The following is an 18,933-nucleotide window of genomic DNA, read 5'->3' on the forward strand; positions in this document are numbered from 1 at the left end:
TCAGACTGTAGACAAAGTCCACGGCATTTGCCGTGGATTTTTCTTTATAAAAGTGCCGGAAACTCAGTATTTATCTGGGCTTGAGGCACTTTTTCTGATATAATAGAAGTATCAAAGTTGGGGATGGGGATTGCCTTTATGATGACTTCTAATACCGAAAGAAAGCGTGAACAAATGCAGTTTGTGAGCATGGACGATCTGGTTCCACAGGACCACATGCTCAGGCTTATTGATAAAGCCATCGACTGGTCATTTATATATGATCTTGTTGAAAATAAGTATTCTTCAGACATGGGCAGACCCAGCATGGATCCTGTCACTCTCATTAAAATCCCTTTCATCCAGTATCTATACGGAATCCGCAGCATGAGACAGACTATCAAGGAAATCGAAGTCAACGTTGCATACAGATGGTTCCTGGGCCTGGAACTTAACGAGCCCGTCCCGCACTTCTCAACATTTGGAAAGAACTATACAAGACGTTTCAAGGACACAGACCTCTTTGAGCAGATATTCCAGCGTATTCTCGAAGACTGCTACCGCTTCAAGCTTGTTGATCCTACTGCTGTCTTTGTAGATGCCACTCATGTAAAAGCCAGAGCAAACAACCGTAAGATGCAGCATAAACTGGCAAAGCAGGAAGCACTGTTCTATGAAGAAATGCTCAGGAAAGAAATAAACGAAGACAGAGCTGAGCACGGCAAGAAACCTCTTAAAGATAAAGATGATGATAATGATAAAGGCACAGGTGGGCATGATGATTTCAGTGATTTTACAGACGATGTGCCAAAGGATACCAAGAAAGTAAAATGCAGCACTACCGATCCTGATAGTGGATGGTTCCACAAAGGTGAACACAAGAATGTATTCGCATACGGTATAGAGACTGCCTGTGATAAGAATGGATGGATTCTTGATTATACAGTTAATCCAGGCAATGAGCATGACAGCCGTACATTCAAAGGGCTATACGATAAGATTAAGGATATTGGTGTTGAAACTATCGTTGCAGACGCAGGCTATAAGACGCCGGCCATAGCAAAACTCCTCATAGATGATGGCATCAAACCACTTCTCCCATACAAGCGTCCAATGACAAAGAAAGGATTCTTTAAGAAATCTGAGTACGCATACGACGAATACAATGACTGTTATGTATGCCCTAATGATCAGGTACTGGAGTATTCAACAACAAATCGTGATGGATACCGGGAATACAAGAGCTGCGGAAAGGTCTGTGAAAGCTGTCCATATCTCGAGCAGTGCACACTCAGTAAAAACCATGTAAAGCTTATAACTCGTCATATCTGGGAAGATTACATGGAAGAATGTGAGGATATAAGGTATACAGAAGGAATGAAGGATCTCTATTCTCACAGAAAAGAAACAATAGAGAGAATCTTTGGAACAGCTAAAGAGAACCACGGATTCAGATATACGCAGATGTATGGCAAGGCGCGGATGGAAATGAAGGTCGCGCTTACCTTTGCGTGTATGAATCTGAAAAAGCTTGCAAGAATCAAGCATGAATGGCGGTTAGAGATGGCCTGATAGAGGCCGTTTCTATCCTTTATTATCAATAAAACACTCGCGAAAAAGAAAAATGGTCTTGAGAGCTACGCTCTCAGGACCATTTTGTCTACAGTCTGAACGGTGATCTTCGGATCATCGTTTTTTTATGCTATAATGTCCGTACCGGAGGGAAAATATATGATGACCTTATATCATGCAGGATATGATGAGATAAAGCAGCCCGATATTCACCGCGGCAGGATCAATGCCGACTTCGGTCAGGGCTTTTATACGACGGATGACAGGGATTTTGCCTATGGCTGGGCTATAGAAAAGCCCGGTTTTGAGGTGATCGTTAACCGCTATGAATTGGATGACAGGATGCTTAAGATCAAGGTCTTTGATAAGAATCCGGAGTGGTATAGATACATTTTTGCAAACAGAAGGTTAGTGCCGGATTCTTTTTCAGAGTATGACCTGATAATAGGTCCCATAGCCTGCGACACAATATATGATACCCTTGGGATTATAACCAGCGGATTTTTGTCGGATGAAGAGGCAATGGAGCTACTACTGGTGGGGGACAGTCCCCGCCAGGTTGTATTAAAGACTGCGAAAGCAGCAGAGAATCTACATTTCATTTCCTCTGAAATTCTGTCCAAAGAGCAGATAGAGCTTAGCCGTATCAGGCACGAAGAGGAAAACGAAAAATTTCAGGGAGAATTTGCCAAAGCATTAGAAAAACTATGAGAGATCCATTATCAGCCATTAGAAATGGCGAAAAACTTACCTTTAGAGAAGAGATACTGCTGATACTAAAGCTCAGCTTCCCGGCGATACTTGCGCAGCTGTCGTCGGTAATAATGCAATACATAGACGCATCCATGGTGGGACATCTGAGCGCAGGCGCTTCGGCGTCAATAGGACTTGTGTCCAGTACAACCTGGCTGGTGGGAGGAGTTCTCACCGCTGCAGCAATGGGCTTTTCCGTATGCGTAGCCCACAGAATAGGCGCCAGGGATGAAGAGGGGGCCAGAGTCATCGTTAAATGGGGGCTTGTGGTCAATCTTTTTTTCAGTCTGATAATAATGGCAGTTGGTGTTGCCGTTAGTTCCCGGCTTCCGATATGGATGGGAGGAGAGGAGGCGATCCTTAAGGATTCGGCCTCTTATTTTCTGATATATGCCATATCCATACCGGCAAGAGAGATGCTGCTGGCATCCCAGGGAATGATCCAGTCAAGCGGCAATATTCGTGTTCCCAGTATACTTAATGTTATCATGTGCGCTCTGGATGTGTTATTTAATTCCATGTTTATACCAAGGCTTGGCGTAACCGGAGCGGCCCTTGGCACGGCGTTGTCCTTTGTGATAGTTGCGGGGATCATGCTGTATATTCTTCTGGTGAAGTCTCCGGCGCTCAGCCTTGTGGGACGTAAGGGCGAACGCTCAAAGAGTTTATCTGATTTTGCTTCTGTGGAACTTCCGACAGCGCTGAAGATAGCTATTCCTGTGGCAATCGACAATATCATCATGGGCTTTGCCTATGTGGCTTTTACCAGAATCGTATCGCCTTTCGGAACGGTATCTGTAGCTGCTAACTCTTTCTCCATAACGGCTGAGAGTCTGTGCTACATGCCGGGCTTTGGAATAGGCGTTGCAGCCACCACCATCGTGGGACAGTGCATAGGCGCCAGAAGAAAAGACCTGGGCAAGCGCCTTGGTTGGATGTCGGTTATTCTGGGTATGGCAATAATGGGATTAAGCGGTGCCCTGATGTGGACCTTCGCTCCTTTTATGATAGGGATATTGTCACCGGATGAAGAAATAAGAAGTCTTGGAACTCAGATACTTAGAATAGAAGCTTTTGCGGAGCCTTTTTACGGTGCATCCATAGTGGCAGCGGGCGTGTTCAGAGGGGCAGGAGAGACTCTTATGTCAAGTGTCCTGAATCTCATAAGCGTATGGGCAGTCAGGATTCCTCTTGCATATTTCCTTGGCTCACATTACGGACTCAAGGGAGCCTGGGTAGCTATGGCCACGGAGCTATGCGTAAGAGGAATACTGTTTCTTGTGCGCCTCCTCCTATGGAATAAGAAAGCTAAAAAAGCAATTTAGTCTTCAACCTTTTTTACAATGTGATCCTTGTCCTTGAAGATGTGGTAAGCGGGGATGCAGCCTCTTACAGAAGAAAGAGGATATACGTTGCACCATCTTCCGATTACGGTTCCGGGATTAAGAACTGAGTTGCAGCCTACCTCGACGTTATCGCCCAGCATTGCACCCATCTTCTTAAGACCGGTTTCAACCTGATCGTCCTTGCCGTTCTTGACTACTACGAGCTTCTTGTCGCTCTTAACGTTGGAAGTTATGGAGCCGGCGCCCATGTGAGCCTTGTAGCCAAGGATAGAGTCGCCAACGTAGTTGTAGTGAGGCACCTGAACCTTATTGAAGAGAATAACATTCTTAAGCTCTGTGGAATTGCCTACAACAGCGCCCTTACCAACAATTGCGCTGCCTCTGATAAATGCGCACTGTCTTACCTCGGCCTCCTCATCGATAATGCAGGGGCCTCCGATATAAGCTGAGTCAAACACCTTGGCGCTCTTGGCAATCCATACATTCTCGCCTCTTTTCTCAAACTTATCTGCGGGGAGCTTATTGCCCAGCTCAATTATATAATCCTTGATTCCCGCAAGCAGCTCCCAGGGATATTCCTTGGTTTTCATGAAGTCTGCTGCGATAGTTTCGTTTAGATCGTACATATTTGAAATCTTGAATTCTTCCATAGTTTCACCTCTGATTTTTCTTGAAAAACATCTCATATATTATAACTACCCATTCAATAATTCACAACCTTCATAACCCCGTCCTATATAAAACAGCCCACTTGATAATAAAATATGTGTTAAAAATATATCAAAAATGTTGAAATGTGTCGGAAGTTATGTAAAAATAGATGTGGCGTTTTCTGCCAATCTTAAAAATCCGTAAGTAGGTAATGAAAGTTACTTTACAATACGAAAGGAGATTTTCACATGATTTACTCAACAGAGGTAAAAAATATGTGTCCCGTAACACAAGGGGTACATCATGGCGCTGCTCCCATTCCTGAAGAGGCAAAGTGGGTTCAGTCCAAGGAAATTAAGGACATTTCCGGTTATACACACGGTATTGGCTGGTGTGCTCCTCAGCAGGGTGGTTGTAAGCTTTCCCTCAACGTTAAGGACGGTATCATCCAGGAGGCTCTTGTAGAGACCATCGGATGTTCAGGTATGACTCATTCAGCTGCTATGGCTGCTGAGATTCTTCCCGGCCTTACAGTTCTTGAGGCTCTTAACACAGACCTTGTTTGTGACGCTATCAACACAGCTATGAGAGAGCTCTTCCTTCAGATCGTTTACGGAAGAACACAGTCCGCATTCTCTGAGGACGGTCTTCAGATCGGTGCCGGTCTTGAGGATCTTGGTAAGGGATCACGTTCAATGGTTGGTACAACCTACGGAACACTTGACAAGGGACCTCGTTATCTTGAGCTTACAGATGGTTACATCACAGATGTTGCTCTTGATGAGAACGACGAGATCATCGGATATAAGTACGTTAACTTCGGCAAGATGATGGACTTCATCAAGGCCGGTGATGACGCTAATACAGCTTTTGATAAGGCTAAGGGACAGTATGGTCGTGTAGCTGACGCTGCAAGATGCATCGATCCCAGAAAAGAATAATTAAGGTGAGAAGGAGGAAATTATAATGGCTTTATTTGAATCATATGAAAGAAGAGAGCCCCAGATCCTGGCTTGCCTTAAGGAGTATGGAATCTCATCTATCGAAGAATGTAAAGATATCACAATGGCTGCCGGCATCGATGTATACAAGCTCATCGAGGGCATTCAGCCTATCTGCTTTGAGAACGCTAAGTGGGCTTACACAGTAGGTGCCGCTATCGCTATCAAGAAGAACTGCCGCAAGGCTTCCGAGGCTGCTGCAGCTATCGGTATCGGTCTTCAGGCTTTCTGTATCCCCGGATCAGTTGCTGATCGTCGTAAGGTAGGTCTTGGCCATGGTAACCTTGGTAAGATGCTTCTTGAAGAGGATACAGAGTGCTTCGCATTCCTTGCAGGTCACGAGTCATTCGCAGCTGCTGAGGGTGCTATCGGTATCGCAGAGAAGGCTAACAAGGTTCGTCAGAAACCTCTCCGCGTTATCCTTAACGGTCTTGGTAAGGACGCAGCTCAGATCATTTCCCGTATCAACGGCTTCACATATGTAGAGACTCAGTATGACTACTACACAGGTGAGGTTAAGGAAGTATTCAGAAAGTGCTATTCCAAGGACGCTAACTCACCTCGTGCTAAGGTTAACTGCTACGGCGCTAACGACGTACAGGAAGGTGTTGCTATCATGTGGAAGGAGAACGTTGACGTATCTATCACAGGTAACTCAACCAATCCTACAAGATTCCAGCATCCCGTTGCAGGAACCTACAAGAAGGAGAGAACAGAGGCCGGCAAGAAGTACTTCTCAGTTGCTTCAGGCGGCGGCACAGGCCGTACACTTCATCCCGATAACATGGCAGCAGGTCCTGCTTCCTACGGTATGACAGATACTATGGGCCGTATGCACTCAGATGCTCAGTTCGCAGGATCTTCATCAGTTCCCGCTCACGTTGAGATGATGGGTCTTATCGGTGCAGGTAACAACCCGATGGTTGGTATGACTGTTTCTACAGCCGTTTCAATCGAAGAGGCTGCTAAGGCTGGTAAGTTTTGACCTTGATTACTTAACGAGGTATTTTCGAGTTTAGTTAGCAAGGCCGTTCGGGCGAGCGTATTTTGCGAGAACCGAACTTCCTTATGCTTAACTGAATTAGTCAAATAATATAAGGCGCTTCGTCAATGCGGAGCGCTTTTTATTATATAATTACGAGGAGGCTACTGACGCAGAAAAAAAGAGCTTCAACCTGATGCCAACGTCAGCTCTTAATGCTAAGAAGCTGGAGAATCTTGGCTGGAAAGCCCTTTTTGATATTACAGAAGGAATAGAGCACACGGTTTATCTTCTTTTTTCCGGATGTGCTTCATAATATGCATCTTTGTCGTTATACATCCGCTCGTCGGCGTAGCGCATGGCAAGCCTGAGGTTTCCCTCGGAAGGGTCATGATAGTAGCCTACGGCGAAATAGAGCCAATTGGGATCGCAGGCCTTTTGTTTAAGGTCGGCGATCTTTTTGATGAAGTCCTGCTCGGTTCCGTGGGTTGATATGATGGTAAATTCATCGCCGCCGGCGCGGTAGATCTTATCGCCGACAAATACTTCCTTCAGGACTTTGGCGGCATCCTTAAGGAGCTGGTCACCGTTTTCGTGGCCTTCGTTATCATTTATGGATTTAAGACCGTTCAAGTCGCAGAAAGCAACGCTGAAGGGCCTTGGATTTAATTTGAGCTTGGTGGAGAGTTCATCAACCATGACGTTCATACTGTTTCTGTTGTAGACACCGGTCAGCATATCCACATTGCTGAGGTATTCAAGTCTCTCCATGATCATGTGATTGGCAACCTCAGAGGACAGGAAGAAGGATACCAGTTCCACGGTCTCTTTCATCTTTGATATCTGAATGGTATCGAAGTTGGTAATGTACAGATAGCCTATTATAGCGTTTTGGTGGACAAAGGGCACAAGAACCAGACTCTTTACGTCGTTATCAAGAAGTGATTCCACCCATTCAGGGGATTTCTGCTCATAGAACTGCATGTCGTTTTCATCCTTGATGATAACGCAGTTGGTCTCGGCCACCAGTCCTTCCCAGGTCTCAACTATCTCATAGGGAATATTTGCGAATATTTCCTTGAGATTCTTGGCATTATCTCTAACGGATTCACATATAACGTCAAATTTGTAGAGGTCGGGAGTTACTGTCATCATGCAGCAGGAAAAGGCATCCAGGTAAGTGCGGATGTCTCTTGCTACGATCTCCATCTTGGAGTAGAAGTCTTCCTCATTCCTCAGGGTGAGGCAGGTCTTGATGACGAAGCTGGCAATCTCAGGGGAAACCTGAGATAACTTGCCGGTATCCATCTCTTTGTTGAGGGTATACATGAAAAGACAGTAGGCCACATCGTCAGATTCCGGTTGCTCAGGAGGATCCAATGGGAATAATATATCTTCAGTCCAGTAGCCGTACATCATTGTGGTGTCGACATAGGTGTGGGCACGCTGCCTGTTCCAGGCGCATCTGAAGCAGAGATGCTCAAACTTGGGCTCTCTTGGCATGTTTTCATAATAGGGCTTACCTTCTACCTGCTTGTTTTCACCTTCTGCGGAAAAAAGGTTCTGATAGCTTCTTTCCATCAGAGAATTGATGGCGTACATAATCACATCACCGCAGGTGCCATCGGGGTTTTTGTGTACTTCGAGAACCGAGGCGGGGATGTTATATAGATTAACCATGGTTTTAAAGGCTTTAAAATTCGTTTCGCTCATATAAATTCTCCTGAAAATGCACACACATATATACAATATTTTAACTTTTTATGAACGCAATTACAATTTGCAGAAATCTTAAAGTACTATTAAATAATTGTTATGAAACTACTATCAAATGCTGTGTTTATGAAGTATAATACATTTACATCAGTAATTTGGGGAAGGAGGATAGGTATGGAGATGTCAATGCCCTTGGTCTGGCTTGCGGTCGCAATTGTTTTTTCCGTTATTGAACTGGCAACGATGGGACTTGTTACCATATGGTTTGCAGCGGGAGCCCTGGCGGCACTTTTGTTGTCTATGATAGGCGCCACTGTTTTACTTCAGGTAGCAGCATTCCTGGTGGTTTCGGTGGCGGTTCTTTTGGTTGTAAGACCACTTGCTGCCAAATATGTCAACGGCAAGGCTAAAAAGACCAATATTGATGCGATTATAGGCCGTAGGCTTGTGGTTAAAAAGGAAATTGACAACCTTAAGGGGACAGGTAAAATCGACATGGACGGAACTACCTGGATGGCAGCTTCCACGATTGACAACATTATCATTCCGGAAGGCACTACTGTAAGAGTTGTTAAAGTTAGCGGAGCTAAACTTATTGTTGAAAGGGAGGATTTAAATTTATGATGCTTGGTGTTTTTGCAGTACTTATTATTTTGTTGGTGGTTTTGATAGCAGCCAACATCAGGATCGTGCCTCAGGCACATTCTTTTGTTGTTGAGCGCCTCGGCGCTTATAAGGAGACCTGGGATGTAGGTCTTCACGTTAAGGTTCCTTTTATTGACAGAGTTGCAAGACAGGTGGATCTCAAGGAGCAGTATTGTGACTTCCCGCCTCAGCCCGTTATCACACAGGATAACGTTACCATGCAGATCGATTCTATCGTATTCTTCAGAATTTCCGATCCCATGGCTTATGCATACGGCGTAAGAAATCCCATAGGAGCCATTGAGAATCTTACAGCAACAACACTTCGTAACGTAATCGGTTCACTTACTCTGGATGAGACTCTTACTTCCAGAGACCAGATCAATGCACAGATGCAGGATGCTCTTGATATCGCAACAGATCCTTGGGGAATCAAGATAACAAGAGTAGAGCTCAAGAACATCAATCCTCCGGAGCAGATCCGTGATGCCATGGAGAAGCAGATGAAGGCTGAGCGTGAGAAGAGAGAGAAGATCCTTTTTGCAGAAGGTGAGAAGCAGTCACAGATCACTGTTGCAGAAGGTGAGAAGCAGAGTAAGATCTTACAGGCTGAGGCTGACAAGCAGGCAACAATCCTTAGAGCCGAAGCTGAGAGAGAGAAGAAAATCAGAGAGGCAGAAGGTCAGGCTGAGGCTATCAAGAGCATTCAGCACGCTAATGCCGAAGGTATCAGAATGCTGAAGGAGGCAGGTGCCGACGAGTCAGTTCTTACACTTAAGAGCCTTGAGGCCTTTGAGAAGGCTGCTGACGGTCAGGCAACCAAGATCATCGTTCCCTCCAATCTCCAGGGAATTGCGGGACTTGCGGGTTCCATCAAGGAGATTATTAAATAATGGCATTTTACCTTCAATTAGCCTTATGACTAACGGGTAAATATGGAAAATAAAGACAAAAACTTAAGGTTTAAGACCAAAACACAGATGGTTATGTACTTCCTTGAGGGGAGCACTGCCATATTCTTATTTAGTATTCTTATTTCTTTTTGTGTTACGTTTCTGGAGCTTATAGGCCCCAAGATCGTACAGTATGCAATTGACTTTTGTATCTCGGAGTCTCCCACAGACAGTGGGAGCACCCCGGGATATTTAAAGACCTTCATGGATTTTCTGGGAGGAAACGAATTCTTAAGAAGCCACCTGTACCTGATAGCTGTGGTAATCGCAGTCATAGCACTGTTGCAGGCCCTGTGCAGATACCTTTTCAGGCTCCTTAATTCCATCGCCTCCGAAAAGCTAATTCAGCGCATGAGAAACAAGCTCTTTGAGCACATAATGCACCTGCCTTTTTCCTGGCATGGGAAGAACCACACCGGTGATATTATTCAGCGGTGTACTTCTGATGTTGAGACCATCAGGGCTTTTATTTCGGAGCAGCTTCTTTCGCTTTTCAGAATCGTCATCAGAATTATCGTGGCCATGTATTTTATGATCAATATAGATGGCTTTCTCACATTCTTTTCCGGGATATTTATTCCGATAATTGTTCTGTATTCCTGCTTTTTCCATAACAAGATCAGCTCCCAGTTCGAGCATGCAGACAGCGAAGAGGGGAGACTCTCCGCCACAGCCCAGGAGAACCTCACCGGCGTAAGAGTGGTAAGGGCCTTCGGAAGGGAGAAATACGAAAAGGACAGATTCGAGAAGCAGAATCAGGAGTACACCGAGATGTGGATCAGTCTTATGAAGACGCTGGCGGCCTTCTGGTCTTCCAACGATCTTATTTCGGGATTACAGGTCATGCTGGTCACAGTGCTTGGTGCTGTTGTCTGTGTTCAGGGCAGAATCACGGTGGGTGAGTACATTGCTTTTGTATCATATAATGCGATGCTGACCTGGCCTGTAAGAGCCCTTGGAAGGATCATTTCAGAGATGAGTAAGGCAGGTGTTTCCATCGATCGTCTTCGCTATATCATGAACAGTGAACCCGAGAAGGACAAAGAGGGAGCGGGATTGCCTTCCCTTCGCCAGGATATTCGATTTGAGAATGTTTCTTTTGCCTATGACAATGCTACTGAGGAGGTGCTTCGAGGCGTTTCCTTTACTATCAAGGCGGGAACCACCTTCGGAATCCTGGGAAGTACCGGCTCAGGCAAGTCTACTTTGATGTATCTCATGGACAAGCTATATGAGCTTCCTGAGGGTAAGGGCACAATATATGTGGGAGATACTGAAATATCAGATATCAAGGCAAGTCACCTTAGAAGGAACATCGGATTTGTGTTGCAGGAGCCATTTCTTTTTTCCAGATCCTTATCAGAGAATATCGGAATCACTCTTAAGGAGCCGGATATGAAGGAAATCAGGAACGCAGCCAGGATCGCAGCTCTTGATGATACCATCAGGACCTTCTTAAAGGGTTATGATACCTATGTGGGAGAAAGGGGCGTGACTTTATCCGGAGGACAGAAGCAGAGAACTGCCATTGCCCAGATGCTGGTGCAAAAGCCGCCTGTCATGGTATTTGACGACTCACTGTCAGCTGTCGACACCCAGACAGATGCAAGGATAAGGGCTGCTCTGTCAGAGAATGTGGGAGATTCCACAGTGGTTCTTATTTCTCACAGGATCACAACTCTTATGCACGCAGACAATATAATCGTTCTGGACAAGGGGAAGGTTGCGGAATCCGGAACCCATGATGAGCTCCTTGCAAAGGGCGGTATCTACAAGAGAATCTATGATATTCAGATGCAGGGGGTAGTATGAGCGAGAATAAAAATGATAAGGCGGTTAAGCTGCCGTTTTTTGGAATACCAAGACTACATCCCTATATCAAGCAGTATTATCCCAAGATAATCTTTATGATAATTCTGGGAATACTGAGTTCACTGGTGGATTCGATCTATCCGATCTTTAACAGATATGCCCTGGACAATTTTGTGGGAAAGCAGACCCTGAATGGGCTGACTGTATTTATTATCCTGTATGTGAGCATTCTTATACTGCAGGTTATCGACAATTTTATATGCTGCTATATGTGCGGACAGGTGGAGCTCAGCGTCGACAGAGACCTTAGAAATGCGGCCTTCAATCATCTGCAGGAGCTGTCACTGGCCTATTTTAACCAGAACAACGTGGGTTACATCCACGCCAGGGTTATGAGTGATACCGGCAAAATAGGTGTTATGGTGTCCTGGAGAATGATGGATATCATCTGGAACGGAGCCTATCTTATCTGCGTGATGGGAATGATGATAGCCCTCAATGCAAGGCTTTCCCTGTACATCATGATACTGGTGCCCATCGCGGCGGTTCTTGTGATGTATTTCCAGGGTAAGCTCATCGTACTTAACAGGAAGATAAGGGAGATCAACTCAACCATCACGGGCAATTTCAACGAAGGAATAACAGGGGCCAAGGCCATTAAGACCCTTGTGGTTGAGGATAAGATCCAGAATGACTTTGAAACCGATACAGAGAAAATGAGACGGACTTCGGTTCATGCAACTCATTATTCCGCACTTTTTACTTCGATCATAACCATGATGTCTTCACTGGCGCTGTCGATCGTACTGTACAAGGGAGGTACCATCACCATGGAAGGCGTGATGCAGATAGGAACTCTTTCCGTATTCCTGTCCTATGCCCTTGGAATGATGGAGCCGGTTCAGAATGTGATAGTTACGTTGTCGGAGCTTATTGCTGTGCAGGTAAATGTGGAGAGACTGACCCGCCTTATTCAGACCAGGTCCGATGTTTACGATACTCCTGAGGTAATAGAGAAGTATGGTGATACCTTTAATCCCAGGAAAGAGAACTGGGAGCCTCTTCACGGAGATATTGAATTCAAGGATGTTTCCTTCCATTATCCTGATGGAGAGGAGTATGTTCTGGAGCACTTTAATCTGAAGGTTCCGCAGGGAACCAATGTGGCCATAGTTGGAGAGACCGGTGCAGGTAAGTCAACATTGGTTAATCTGGTATGCAGATTCTTTAAGCCAACCTCCGGTCAGGTGCTGATAGACGGACGTGATGCGGCGGAGAGGTCGCAGCTGTGGCTCCATTCCAATATAGGCTACGTTTTGCAGACACCCCACTTGTTTTCGGGAACGGTTAGGGATAATCTTAAATATGGTAAGCCCGATGCGACGGAGGAAGAGATCTGGAAGGCACTTGAGCTTGTCAGCGCCGATTCCATAGTTAAGCGCATGGACAAGGGCCTTGACAGTGATGTTGGTGAGGATGGAGATATGCTGTCAGTGGGAGAGAAACAGCTTCTTTCCTTTGCCAGAGCTATTTTGGCAGACCCAAGCATTCTTGTTCTTGACGAAGCCACAGCTTCCATCGATACCGTTACGGAGAAGGCGATTCAGGATGCGATACTTACGGTGATCAAGGGCAGGACCTCTTTTGTGATCGCCCACAGACTCTCAACCATAGTGGACGCAGATATTATTCTGGTGGTTCAGGATGGTAAGATAATAGAGAGAGGAACCCATAAGGAGCTTATGGATCTAAAGGGGTATTACTTCGAGCTATTTACCAAACAGTTTGAGGAATTCAGCACGGAAGGTGCTTTTGAAGGAGTATTCAGCTAATGGATATTGCTGTTTTCAGTGACATTCACGGCAATCATACGGCGCTGCAGGCGGCCATTGACTATGCTGTGGGCAAAGGTATAACGAATTTCGTGCTTCTGGGGGACTTTGTGACGGACTGTCCCAATCCTCAGAAGACCATGGAGCTCATCTATGTCCTTAAGCAGTATTTCAATACTTATATTATCAGAGGGAACAGGGAAGAATATCTTCTGAACTATCGTAAGACCGGCGAGGGGAAGTGGAAGAGAGGCTCCGCCAGCGGATCTTTACTGTATACTTATCAGAATCTGACGGACAAGGACTTTGATTTTTTTGAATCCCTGCCTAATTACGGTATATATCAGCCTAAGGGTCTGCCGGGCTTTGAATACTGCCACGGTTCACCCACTAATACCGGGGAGCTGTTGTTCCGGGAAAAGAGAAATACCAAGAAGGTTCTGTCTCATTTAAAGACCGGAGTGCTGCTCCACGGCCACAATCATATTCAGGAGACATATATCTACAGGGGCAAAAAGGGTGTCAATCCCGGCTCTATCGGTATTCCGTGGTATCACAGCGGTAAGACACAGTTCTGTATACTTCACGGAGATGCCAAATCCTGGGAAGAAGAATATGTTCAGCTTGAGTATGACAGGAAGGAAATCCTCAGGGAGTTCAAGAATTCTGAGCTGTGTACCATGGCACCGGCCTGGGCAGCAGTTACCATGCATACCATCAGAACGGGAGTTGACCTCAATCAGACAGTGCTGCTACGAGCCATGAGACTCTGCGAGCAGGAGAGAGGAACAGTGAAGTGGCCTGATATTCCTGAGAAATACTGGGCTATAGCCCTTAAGGAGAACTATATAGATCTCTACGGCAAGGATATTCCAAGAAAAGAATAATGGCCCCCGGGGACGGAGTCAATGGTTCATTTTCATTGCTATGAACATATTTAAAGGCCCAAGCCTTATGACTTGAGCCTTTTTTTATTTGCTTAACTATCTTCATTGAGAAGCTTATATTTCGCATAGAACTCCGGAATGGATGCCTTTATAAGATTATGATCTGTAATACAGTAGTGGATGGTCTCCTTAAGAGCTGGCGAGATCCTTATGAGTTTGAAAGTGGTGACAGACATCACCCGACATAAAAAAACGGCACAGGAATTGCTCCTGTGCCGGTGCTGCTTCTGTTTAATCCTGTTAAATTGTTGTGTCATAGGATACCGAAGTATCTGCTGCGGTGGTCTTGTTGGCATCCTTGTCGTATTGCTTTAGCTGATCGTCCAGCCAGGAGGATTTGTATTTTGCATAGGCATCTGTGGTAGTGGTGGCTGTTGACGAAGTTGTACTTGAGGAATCCGAGGATTCTTTTGACGAGGACTTGGGAGTAGATCCGCTGTTTTTTATGTCATTAAAATAGCTGTCAAGAAAGCTTGATTTATTTGCACTTCCTGACTTGGAGGATGTCACCTCAGAGGCTGCTCCCGTAGTGGTGGAGCCTGTCTCGCGATATGCGTTCAGGGCAGCCTTGTTTCCTACTTTATTTACGTATGATTTCATGAGGCTTCCGTAGGCACCGCTTTTTATACTGGAATAATCCGACAAAAGACCTGACATGCTGGATACATAATCATAAGAGCCGGATAAGCTACTAAAGAAATTTGTACTCATATATCTATCACCTCCTTGAAGAGCTGCCCGCTGCGGGCTTCACAACATCCCTGTTGTGAATTAATACATACTTTCTTAGCCTCATTATGAGAGGCGGTTCTGAAATATGCAATTTACTGGGGATTAAATTATATTAAATTCTTTATAAATTAGTGGGGGTGTAGAGGTTGCATTTATTTCACTATGGTAGTAATATATGTTCTTAGAGGTTAGCACTCGATGAGATTGAGTGCTAACAAGACTAAAAAGTAAACAAAAAGTATCACATAAAGGAGGCATTAACAATGAAGTTAGAACCACTTGCAGACAGAGTTGTACTTAAGCAGCTTGAGGCAGAAGAGACTACAAAATCAGGAATCGTTCTTCCCGGTGCTGAGAAGGAGAAGCCACAGCAGGCCGAAGTTATCGCAGTAGGCCCCGGCGGAGTTGTTGACGGCAAGGAAGTTAAGATGCAGGTTAAGAAGGGCGACAATGTTATCTATTCCAAGTACGCCGGAACAGAAGTTAAGCTTGATGATGTAACCTACATCATTGTTAAGCAGAACGACATATTAGCGATAATTAAATGAGTGATATAGGGACGAAAAGATTCATTTATGGCTGCTTGCAGACATATAAATGAAACCTTGAGGACCGAACATACATGAGGAAAACAGATATGCGAATGAAATGAGCAGATCGATTTCCGAATGTATGTAGGATTGCGAGAGCGAAGCGGAGCAATCCGTATATCACGGAGTACAATAAATCAACGGAGGAAATTAAAATGGCTAAGACAATTAAGTACGGCGCTGACGCCCGCACAGCTATGGTAGAAGGCGTTAATAAGCTTGCAGATACAGTAAGAGTAACACTTGGACCTAAGGGAAGAAATGTAGTTCTTGATAAGAGCTACGGCGCTCCCACAATCACCAACGACGGTGTAACAATTGCCAAGGAGATCGAGCTTGAGGATTCTTACGAGAACATGGGTGCTCAGCTTGTTAAGGAAGTTGCTACCAAGACCAATGACGTAGCAGGTGATGGTACAACAACAGCTACAGTTCTTGCACAGGCTATGATCAATGAGGGTGTTAAGAACCTTGCAGCAGGCGCTAACCCTATCGTACTCAGAAAGGGTATGAAGAAGGCTACAGACAAGGCTGTTGAGGCTATCGGCAAGATGGCTACCAAGGTTAAGGGCAAAGAGCAGATCATGAGAGTAGCTGCAGTTTCATCAGGAGATGATGAGGTTGGACAGATGATCGCTGACGCTATGGAGAAGGTTTCCAACGACGGCGTTATCACAATCGAAGAGTCCAAGACAATGCAGACAGAGCTCGACCTTGTAGAAGGAATGCAGTTCGACAGAGGCTATATCTCAGCTTACATGGCTACAGATATGGACAAGATGGAAGCTACACTGGATGATCCTTTCATCCTTATCACAGACAAGAAGATCTCCAATATCCAGGATATTCTTCCTCTTCTTGAGCAGATCGTTAAGACAGGCTCCAAGCTCCTTATCATCGCTGAGGATGTTGAGGGTGAGGCTCTTACAACACTTATCGTTAACAAGCTTCGCGGAACATTCAATGTAGTTGCTGTTAAGGCTCCCGGCTACGGCGACAGAAGAAAGGCTATGCTTGAGGATATCGCAATCCTTACAGGCGGCAAGGTTATCTCTTCTGATCTTGGTCTTGAGCTCAAGGACGTTACAATGGATGACCTCGGAAGAGCTAAGAGCATCAAGGTTGAGAAGGAGAAGACCACTATCGTTGACGGTCTCGGCAACAAGACAGACATCAAGAACAGAGTAGCTCAGATCAAGAAGCAGATCGAGGATACAACCTCTGAGTTTGATAAAGAGAAGCTCCAGGAGAGGCTTGCCAAGCTGGCAGGCGGTGTTGCTGTTATCAGAGTAGGTGCTGCAACAGAGACAGAGATGAAGGAAGCTAAGTACAGAATGGAAGATGCTCTTAATGCTACAAGAGCAGCTGTAGAAGAGGGTATCATCTTCGGCGGCGGCAGTGCATACATCCACGCAACCAAGGAAGTAGCTAAGCTTGCAGATTCACTTGAAGGCGACGAGAAGACAGGTGCTAAGGTAGTTCTCAAGGCTCTTGAGGCTCCTCTTTACCACATCGCTAACAACGCAGGTCTTGACGGATCCGTAATCGTTAACAAGGTTAAGGAGTCCAAGCAGGGCGTTGGCTTTAATGCATACACAGAAGAGTATGTAGACATGGTTAAGGATGGAATCATCGATCCTGCCAAGGTTACAAGATCAGCTCTTCAGAACGCTACATCAGTAGCATCAAGCTTCCTTACAACAGAGGCAGCAGTTGCTACAGTTAAGGAGCCCGTACCTCCTATGCCCGCTGGCGGCGCAGGAATGGGCGGTATGATGTAATTCATTAAACTCATAAGAAATTAAACTCCTTGTCGCAGTTGCGGCAAGGAGTTTTTTGCTATTTGCTCTACAAAAATGCTATAATAACTCTATGTGCGCAAAAATAAAACAAAATCTGAATAACATTCTTGGAGTGCTGTTTCTGGTACTTGGAACAGCAGCTTTTTTTAATACACTTAAGTTTGCCTTCGGAAGGGATATATGGTACGACGAGGTCTTTTCCCTGTGTTTCGCTAAGAAGAGCTATGGCGATATTGTGAGTCTTACAGCAAGAGATGTCCACCCGCCTCTTTATTATTTTTATCTTAGATTCGTTACCTCTATCGTCACCGGAATATTCGGGGAAGGAAGCTTCTACGCCGCAGCCAAGCTGGCTTCGTGCCTTCCCTGGCTGGGACTTATGGCCTTGGCTGTTACGTATATCAGAAAGAGATTCGGGATTCTTACGGCGGGAATGTTTATGTTCCTGATATCGGTTATGCCTCAGATCCCGATTTATTATGTTGAGATCAGAATGTACTCCTTTGCGCTGTTTCTTATTACAGCTCATATAATGACAGCTGATAGGATATTGTCAGGCGAAGGTGACAGGAAGCGCCTTTTTATACTGTTTTTTGTTCTGGGAATACTTACTGCCTATACTCAGTATTACGCCTGCATTGCCACTGCAGGTATCTATCTGGCGGTGGGAATTATCTCTTTGTTTCAAAAAGGTGATGACAGGAAGCAGATCCTTATCGGTGTGACAGCAGCTGCAGTTATCTCTGTGATCGCGTATCTGCCCTGGCTTGGTGTAATTAAGAGGCAGATGGATAATATCAGCGGCAAGTATTGGATTCAGCCCCTTACGCTAAGGAGCATACTTGGCTGTATCAAGTTTGCTACGCTTCCTGTTGTTTATGCAGGGCGTATGCCTGAAATATCGGCAGGGCTCTTGATACTGACAGTTACAGTAATACTTGCTATATATTTATTTGCTTCCAAAAGAGCTGCCAAGAAAGATGGGCTGCAACTTTTTGTACTTATGCTGATGCCGGTTATTGTGGTGATTGCCAGTGGATTCGTGTTATCGGCTCTGGGAACGCCGATTTTTGTCTACAGATATATGGTGCCTTCTCTTGGAGGAGCATGGCTTCTTGTGGCGATAGCTGTATCAGAAGTCATGAACAAGGCATTGGAGCGAAGATTGGGAGCGTTGTTATATCTTTTGATCCTTCCCGTTATTCTTGCAGGAGCTCTGAACTACAAGGGCTTTTGCGATGAGGAGAGCAAAAAGGTATATGAGGAAGCCGCAGCTATGAACCTTGTGGACAGTATACCCACAGGCTCAGTCATCATCACCAATTTTGACCATGTGACGGCCGTGATGGGCTTCTACAGACCTGACTGTGAGGTGTATCTGTACGATGCAGAGATTGATAAGCTCCTTCCGGATATGCTTGGAAGTATCAGGGATGATGCCGGGGACGACATGCTGGATTATTTCCTGCAGAGCGGAAAAGAGGTCTATTTCTTCGGGAGCTTTGCTTCCAGAGAAGATATAGTTAAGAACTGGGAGAGTGAAGGGATAGGCGCATATCGAAGAGCCAGCATTCTGATAGAGAGATACTGGATAGATGTCTTCGAACTTCACGACTGAAT

The 18,933-nt window shown here is 45.3% G+C and carries 16 protein-coding genes; 13 read left to right on the forward strand and 3 right to left on the reverse strand.

Annotated elements, in window-relative coordinates; genetic code table 11:
* Window positions 1-138 precede the first annotated feature (138 nt).
* The 3 genes from G588_RS19905 to G588_RS0110620 all read left to right on the forward strand — a co-directional run bounded on the left by G588_RS19905 (window position 139) and on the right by G588_RS0110620 (window position 3,629).
* Window positions 139-1,551: an IS1182 family transposase gene (locus G588_RS19905; protein WP_155830783.1), complete on the forward strand. Its 1,413-nt coding sequence runs from the start codon at window positions 139-141 to the stop codon at window positions 1,549-1,551.
* A 159-nt stretch (window positions 1,552-1,710) separates the two neighbouring features.
* Window positions 1,711-2,262, forward strand: coding sequence for a DUF3990 domain-containing protein (locus tag G588_RS19910; protein ID WP_022778717.1), 552 nt, complete (start codon window positions 1,711-1,713; stop codon window positions 2,260-2,262).
* Window positions 2,259-3,629 (forward strand): MATE family efflux transporter, encoded by a 1,371-nt coding sequence (locus tag G588_RS0110620; RefSeq protein WP_022778718.1) that lies wholly within the window; start codon window positions 2,259-2,261, stop codon window positions 3,627-3,629. Before G588_RS19910 ends, G588_RS0110620 begins: the two co-directional genes overlap by 4 nt.
* Here the strand turns inward: G588_RS0110620 and G588_RS0110625 are convergent.
* Complete coding sequence (locus G588_RS0110625) at window positions 3,626-4,300, reverse strand: UDP-N-acetylglucosamine pyrophosphorylase (RefSeq protein WP_022778719.1); 675 nt, start codon at window positions 4,298-4,300, stop codon at window positions 3,626-3,628. The genes G588_RS0110620 and G588_RS0110625 overlap by 4 nt on opposite strands.
* Before the next feature lie 249 nt (window positions 4,301-4,549).
* Here G588_RS0110625 and G588_RS0110630 point away from each other — a divergent pair, with 249 nt between their 5' ends.
* Together G588_RS0110630 and G588_RS0110635 are read left to right on the forward strand one after the other, a co-directional pair.
* Window positions 4,550-5,242, forward strand: a complete 693-nt coding sequence (locus G588_RS0110630; RefSeq protein ID WP_022778720.1) for an iron-sulfur cluster assembly scaffold protein — start codon at window positions 4,550-4,552, stop codon at window positions 5,240-5,242.
* 25 nt (window positions 5,243-5,267) lie between these two features.
* Window positions 5,268-6,287, forward strand: coding sequence for a GGGtGRT protein (locus G588_RS0110635; protein WP_022778721.1), 1,020 nt, complete (start codon window positions 5,268-5,270; stop codon window positions 6,285-6,287).
* A gap of 282 nt (window positions 6,288-6,569) precedes the next feature.
* Here G588_RS0110635 and G588_RS0110645 read toward each other — a convergent pair whose 3' ends face one another.
* Window positions 6,570-7,997 (reverse strand): sensor domain-containing diguanylate cyclase, encoded by a 1,428-nt coding sequence (locus G588_RS0110645; protein ID WP_022778723.1) that lies wholly within the window; start codon window positions 7,995-7,997, stop codon window positions 6,570-6,572.
* A 177-nt stretch (window positions 7,998-8,174) separates the two neighbouring features.
* Here G588_RS0110645 and G588_RS0110650 point away from each other — a divergent pair, with 177 nt between their 5' ends.
* From G588_RS0110650 to G588_RS19920, 5 genes are read left to right on the forward strand one after another with little or no spacing between them, the layout of a single operon-like run.
* On the forward strand, window positions 8,175-8,624 hold the full coding sequence (locus G588_RS0110650) for an NfeD family protein (protein WP_022778724.1): 450 nt from the start codon (window positions 8,175-8,177) through the stop codon (window positions 8,622-8,624).
* Window positions 8,621-9,538 (forward strand): SPFH domain-containing protein, encoded by a 918-nt coding sequence (locus G588_RS0110655; protein ID WP_022778725.1) that lies wholly within the window; start codon window positions 8,621-8,623, stop codon window positions 9,536-9,538. The genes G588_RS0110650 and G588_RS0110655 overlap by 4 nt, the downstream gene beginning before the upstream one ends.
* Window positions 9,539-9,580: 42 nt before the next feature.
* Entirely contained in the window at window positions 9,581-11,410 is a 1,830-nt protein-coding gene (locus G588_RS19915) for an ABC transporter ATP-binding protein (RefSeq protein ID WP_022778726.1), read from the forward strand.
* Window positions 11,407-13,242 (forward strand): ABC transporter ATP-binding protein, encoded by a 1,836-nt coding sequence (locus tag G588_RS0110665; RefSeq protein WP_022778727.1) that lies wholly within the window; start codon window positions 11,407-11,409, stop codon window positions 13,240-13,242. Before G588_RS19915 ends, G588_RS0110665 begins: the two co-directional genes overlap by 4 nt.
* The gene (locus G588_RS19920) at window positions 13,242-14,129 is read left to right on the forward strand and encodes a metallophosphoesterase family protein (protein ID WP_022778728.1); all 888 of its coding nucleotides are present in this window, start codon (window positions 13,242-13,244) and stop codon (window positions 14,127-14,129) included. Before G588_RS0110665 ends, G588_RS19920 begins: the two co-directional genes overlap by 1 nt.
* Before the next feature lie 300 nt (window positions 14,130-14,429).
* Here G588_RS19920 and G588_RS0110680 read toward each other — a convergent pair whose 3' ends face one another.
* Window positions 14,430-14,900: a hypothetical protein gene (locus G588_RS0110680; protein WP_022778730.1), complete on the reverse strand. Its 471-nt coding sequence runs from the start codon at window positions 14,898-14,900 to the stop codon at window positions 14,430-14,432.
* A 284-nt stretch (window positions 14,901-15,184) separates the two neighbouring features.
* Between G588_RS0110680 and G588_RS0110685 the strand changes: the two genes are divergently transcribed.
* The 3 genes from G588_RS0110685 to G588_RS0110695 all read left to right on the forward strand — a co-directional run bounded on the left by G588_RS0110685 (window position 15,185) and on the right by G588_RS0110695 (window position 18,931).
* Window positions 15,185-15,469: a co-chaperone GroES gene (locus G588_RS0110685; protein ID WP_022778731.1), complete on the forward strand. Its 285-nt coding sequence runs from the start codon at window positions 15,185-15,187 to the stop codon at window positions 15,467-15,469.
* A gap of 197 nt (window positions 15,470-15,666) precedes the next feature.
* The gene (gene groL, locus G588_RS0110690) at window positions 15,667-17,292 is read left to right on the forward strand and encodes a chaperonin GroEL (RefSeq protein WP_022778732.1); all 1,626 of its coding nucleotides are present in this window, start codon (window positions 15,667-15,669) and stop codon (window positions 17,290-17,292) included.
* Between the two features lie 91 nt (window positions 17,293-17,383).
* Window positions 17,384-18,931, forward strand: a complete 1,548-nt coding sequence (locus G588_RS0110695; protein WP_022778733.1) for a glycosyltransferase family 39 protein — start codon at window positions 17,384-17,386, stop codon at window positions 18,929-18,931.
* Window positions 18,932-18,933 lie beyond the last annotated feature (2 nt).

Origin of the sequence: Butyrivibrio sp. AE3009 (assembly GCF_000420845.1) — a bacterium.
Lineage (GTDB): Bacteria > Bacillota > Clostridia > Lachnospirales > Lachnospiraceae > Butyrivibrio.

Excerpts from the sequence above, each read along its gene's own strand:
- G588_RS19905 (WP_155830783.1), top strand. The coding sequence starts at position 139 with ATGATGACTTCTAATACCGAAAGAAAGCGTGAACAAATGCAGTTTGTG.
- G588_RS19910 (WP_022778717.1), top strand. The coding sequence starts at position 1,711 with ATGATGACCTTATATCATGCAGGATATGATGAGATAAAGCAGCCCGAT.
- G588_RS0110620 (WP_022778718.1), top strand. The coding sequence starts at position 2,259 with ATGAGAGATCCATTATCAGCCATTAGAAATGGCGAAAAACTTACCTTT.
- G588_RS0110625 (WP_022778719.1), bottom strand. The coding sequence starts at position 4,300 with ATGGAAGAATTCAAGATTTCAAATATGTACGATCTAAACGAAACTATC.
- G588_RS0110630 (WP_022778720.1), top strand. The coding sequence starts at position 4,550 with ATGATTTACTCAACAGAGGTAAAAAATATGTGTCCCGTAACACAAGGG.
- G588_RS0110635 (WP_022778721.1), top strand. The coding sequence starts at position 5,268 with ATGGCTTTATTTGAATCATATGAAAGAAGAGAGCCCCAGATCCTGGCT.
- G588_RS0110645 (WP_022778723.1), bottom strand. The coding sequence starts at position 7,997 with ATGAGCGAAACGAATTTTAAAGCCTTTAAAACCATGGTTAATCTATAT.
- G588_RS0110650 (WP_022778724.1), top strand. The coding sequence starts at position 8,175 with ATGGAGATGTCAATGCCCTTGGTCTGGCTTGCGGTCGCAATTGTTTTT.
- G588_RS0110655 (WP_022778725.1), top strand. The coding sequence starts at position 8,621 with ATGATGCTTGGTGTTTTTGCAGTACTTATTATTTTGTTGGTGGTTTTG.
- G588_RS19915 (WP_022778726.1), top strand. The coding sequence starts at position 9,581 with ATGGAAAATAAAGACAAAAACTTAAGGTTTAAGACCAAAACACAGATG.
- G588_RS0110665 (WP_022778727.1), top strand. The coding sequence starts at position 11,407 with ATGAGCGAGAATAAAAATGATAAGGCGGTTAAGCTGCCGTTTTTTGGA.
- G588_RS19920 (WP_022778728.1), top strand. The coding sequence starts at position 13,242 with ATGGATATTGCTGTTTTCAGTGACATTCACGGCAATCATACGGCGCTG.
- G588_RS0110680 (WP_022778730.1), bottom strand. The coding sequence starts at position 14,900 with ATGAGTACAAATTTCTTTAGTAGCTTATCCGGCTCTTATGATTATGTA.
- G588_RS0110685 (WP_022778731.1), top strand. The coding sequence starts at position 15,185 with ATGAAGTTAGAACCACTTGCAGACAGAGTTGTACTTAAGCAGCTTGAG.
- groL (WP_022778732.1), top strand. The coding sequence starts at position 15,667 with ATGGCTAAGACAATTAAGTACGGCGCTGACGCCCGCACAGCTATGGTA.
- G588_RS0110695 (WP_022778733.1), top strand. The coding sequence starts at position 17,384 with ATGTGCGCAAAAATAAAACAAAATCTGAATAACATTCTTGGAGTGCTG.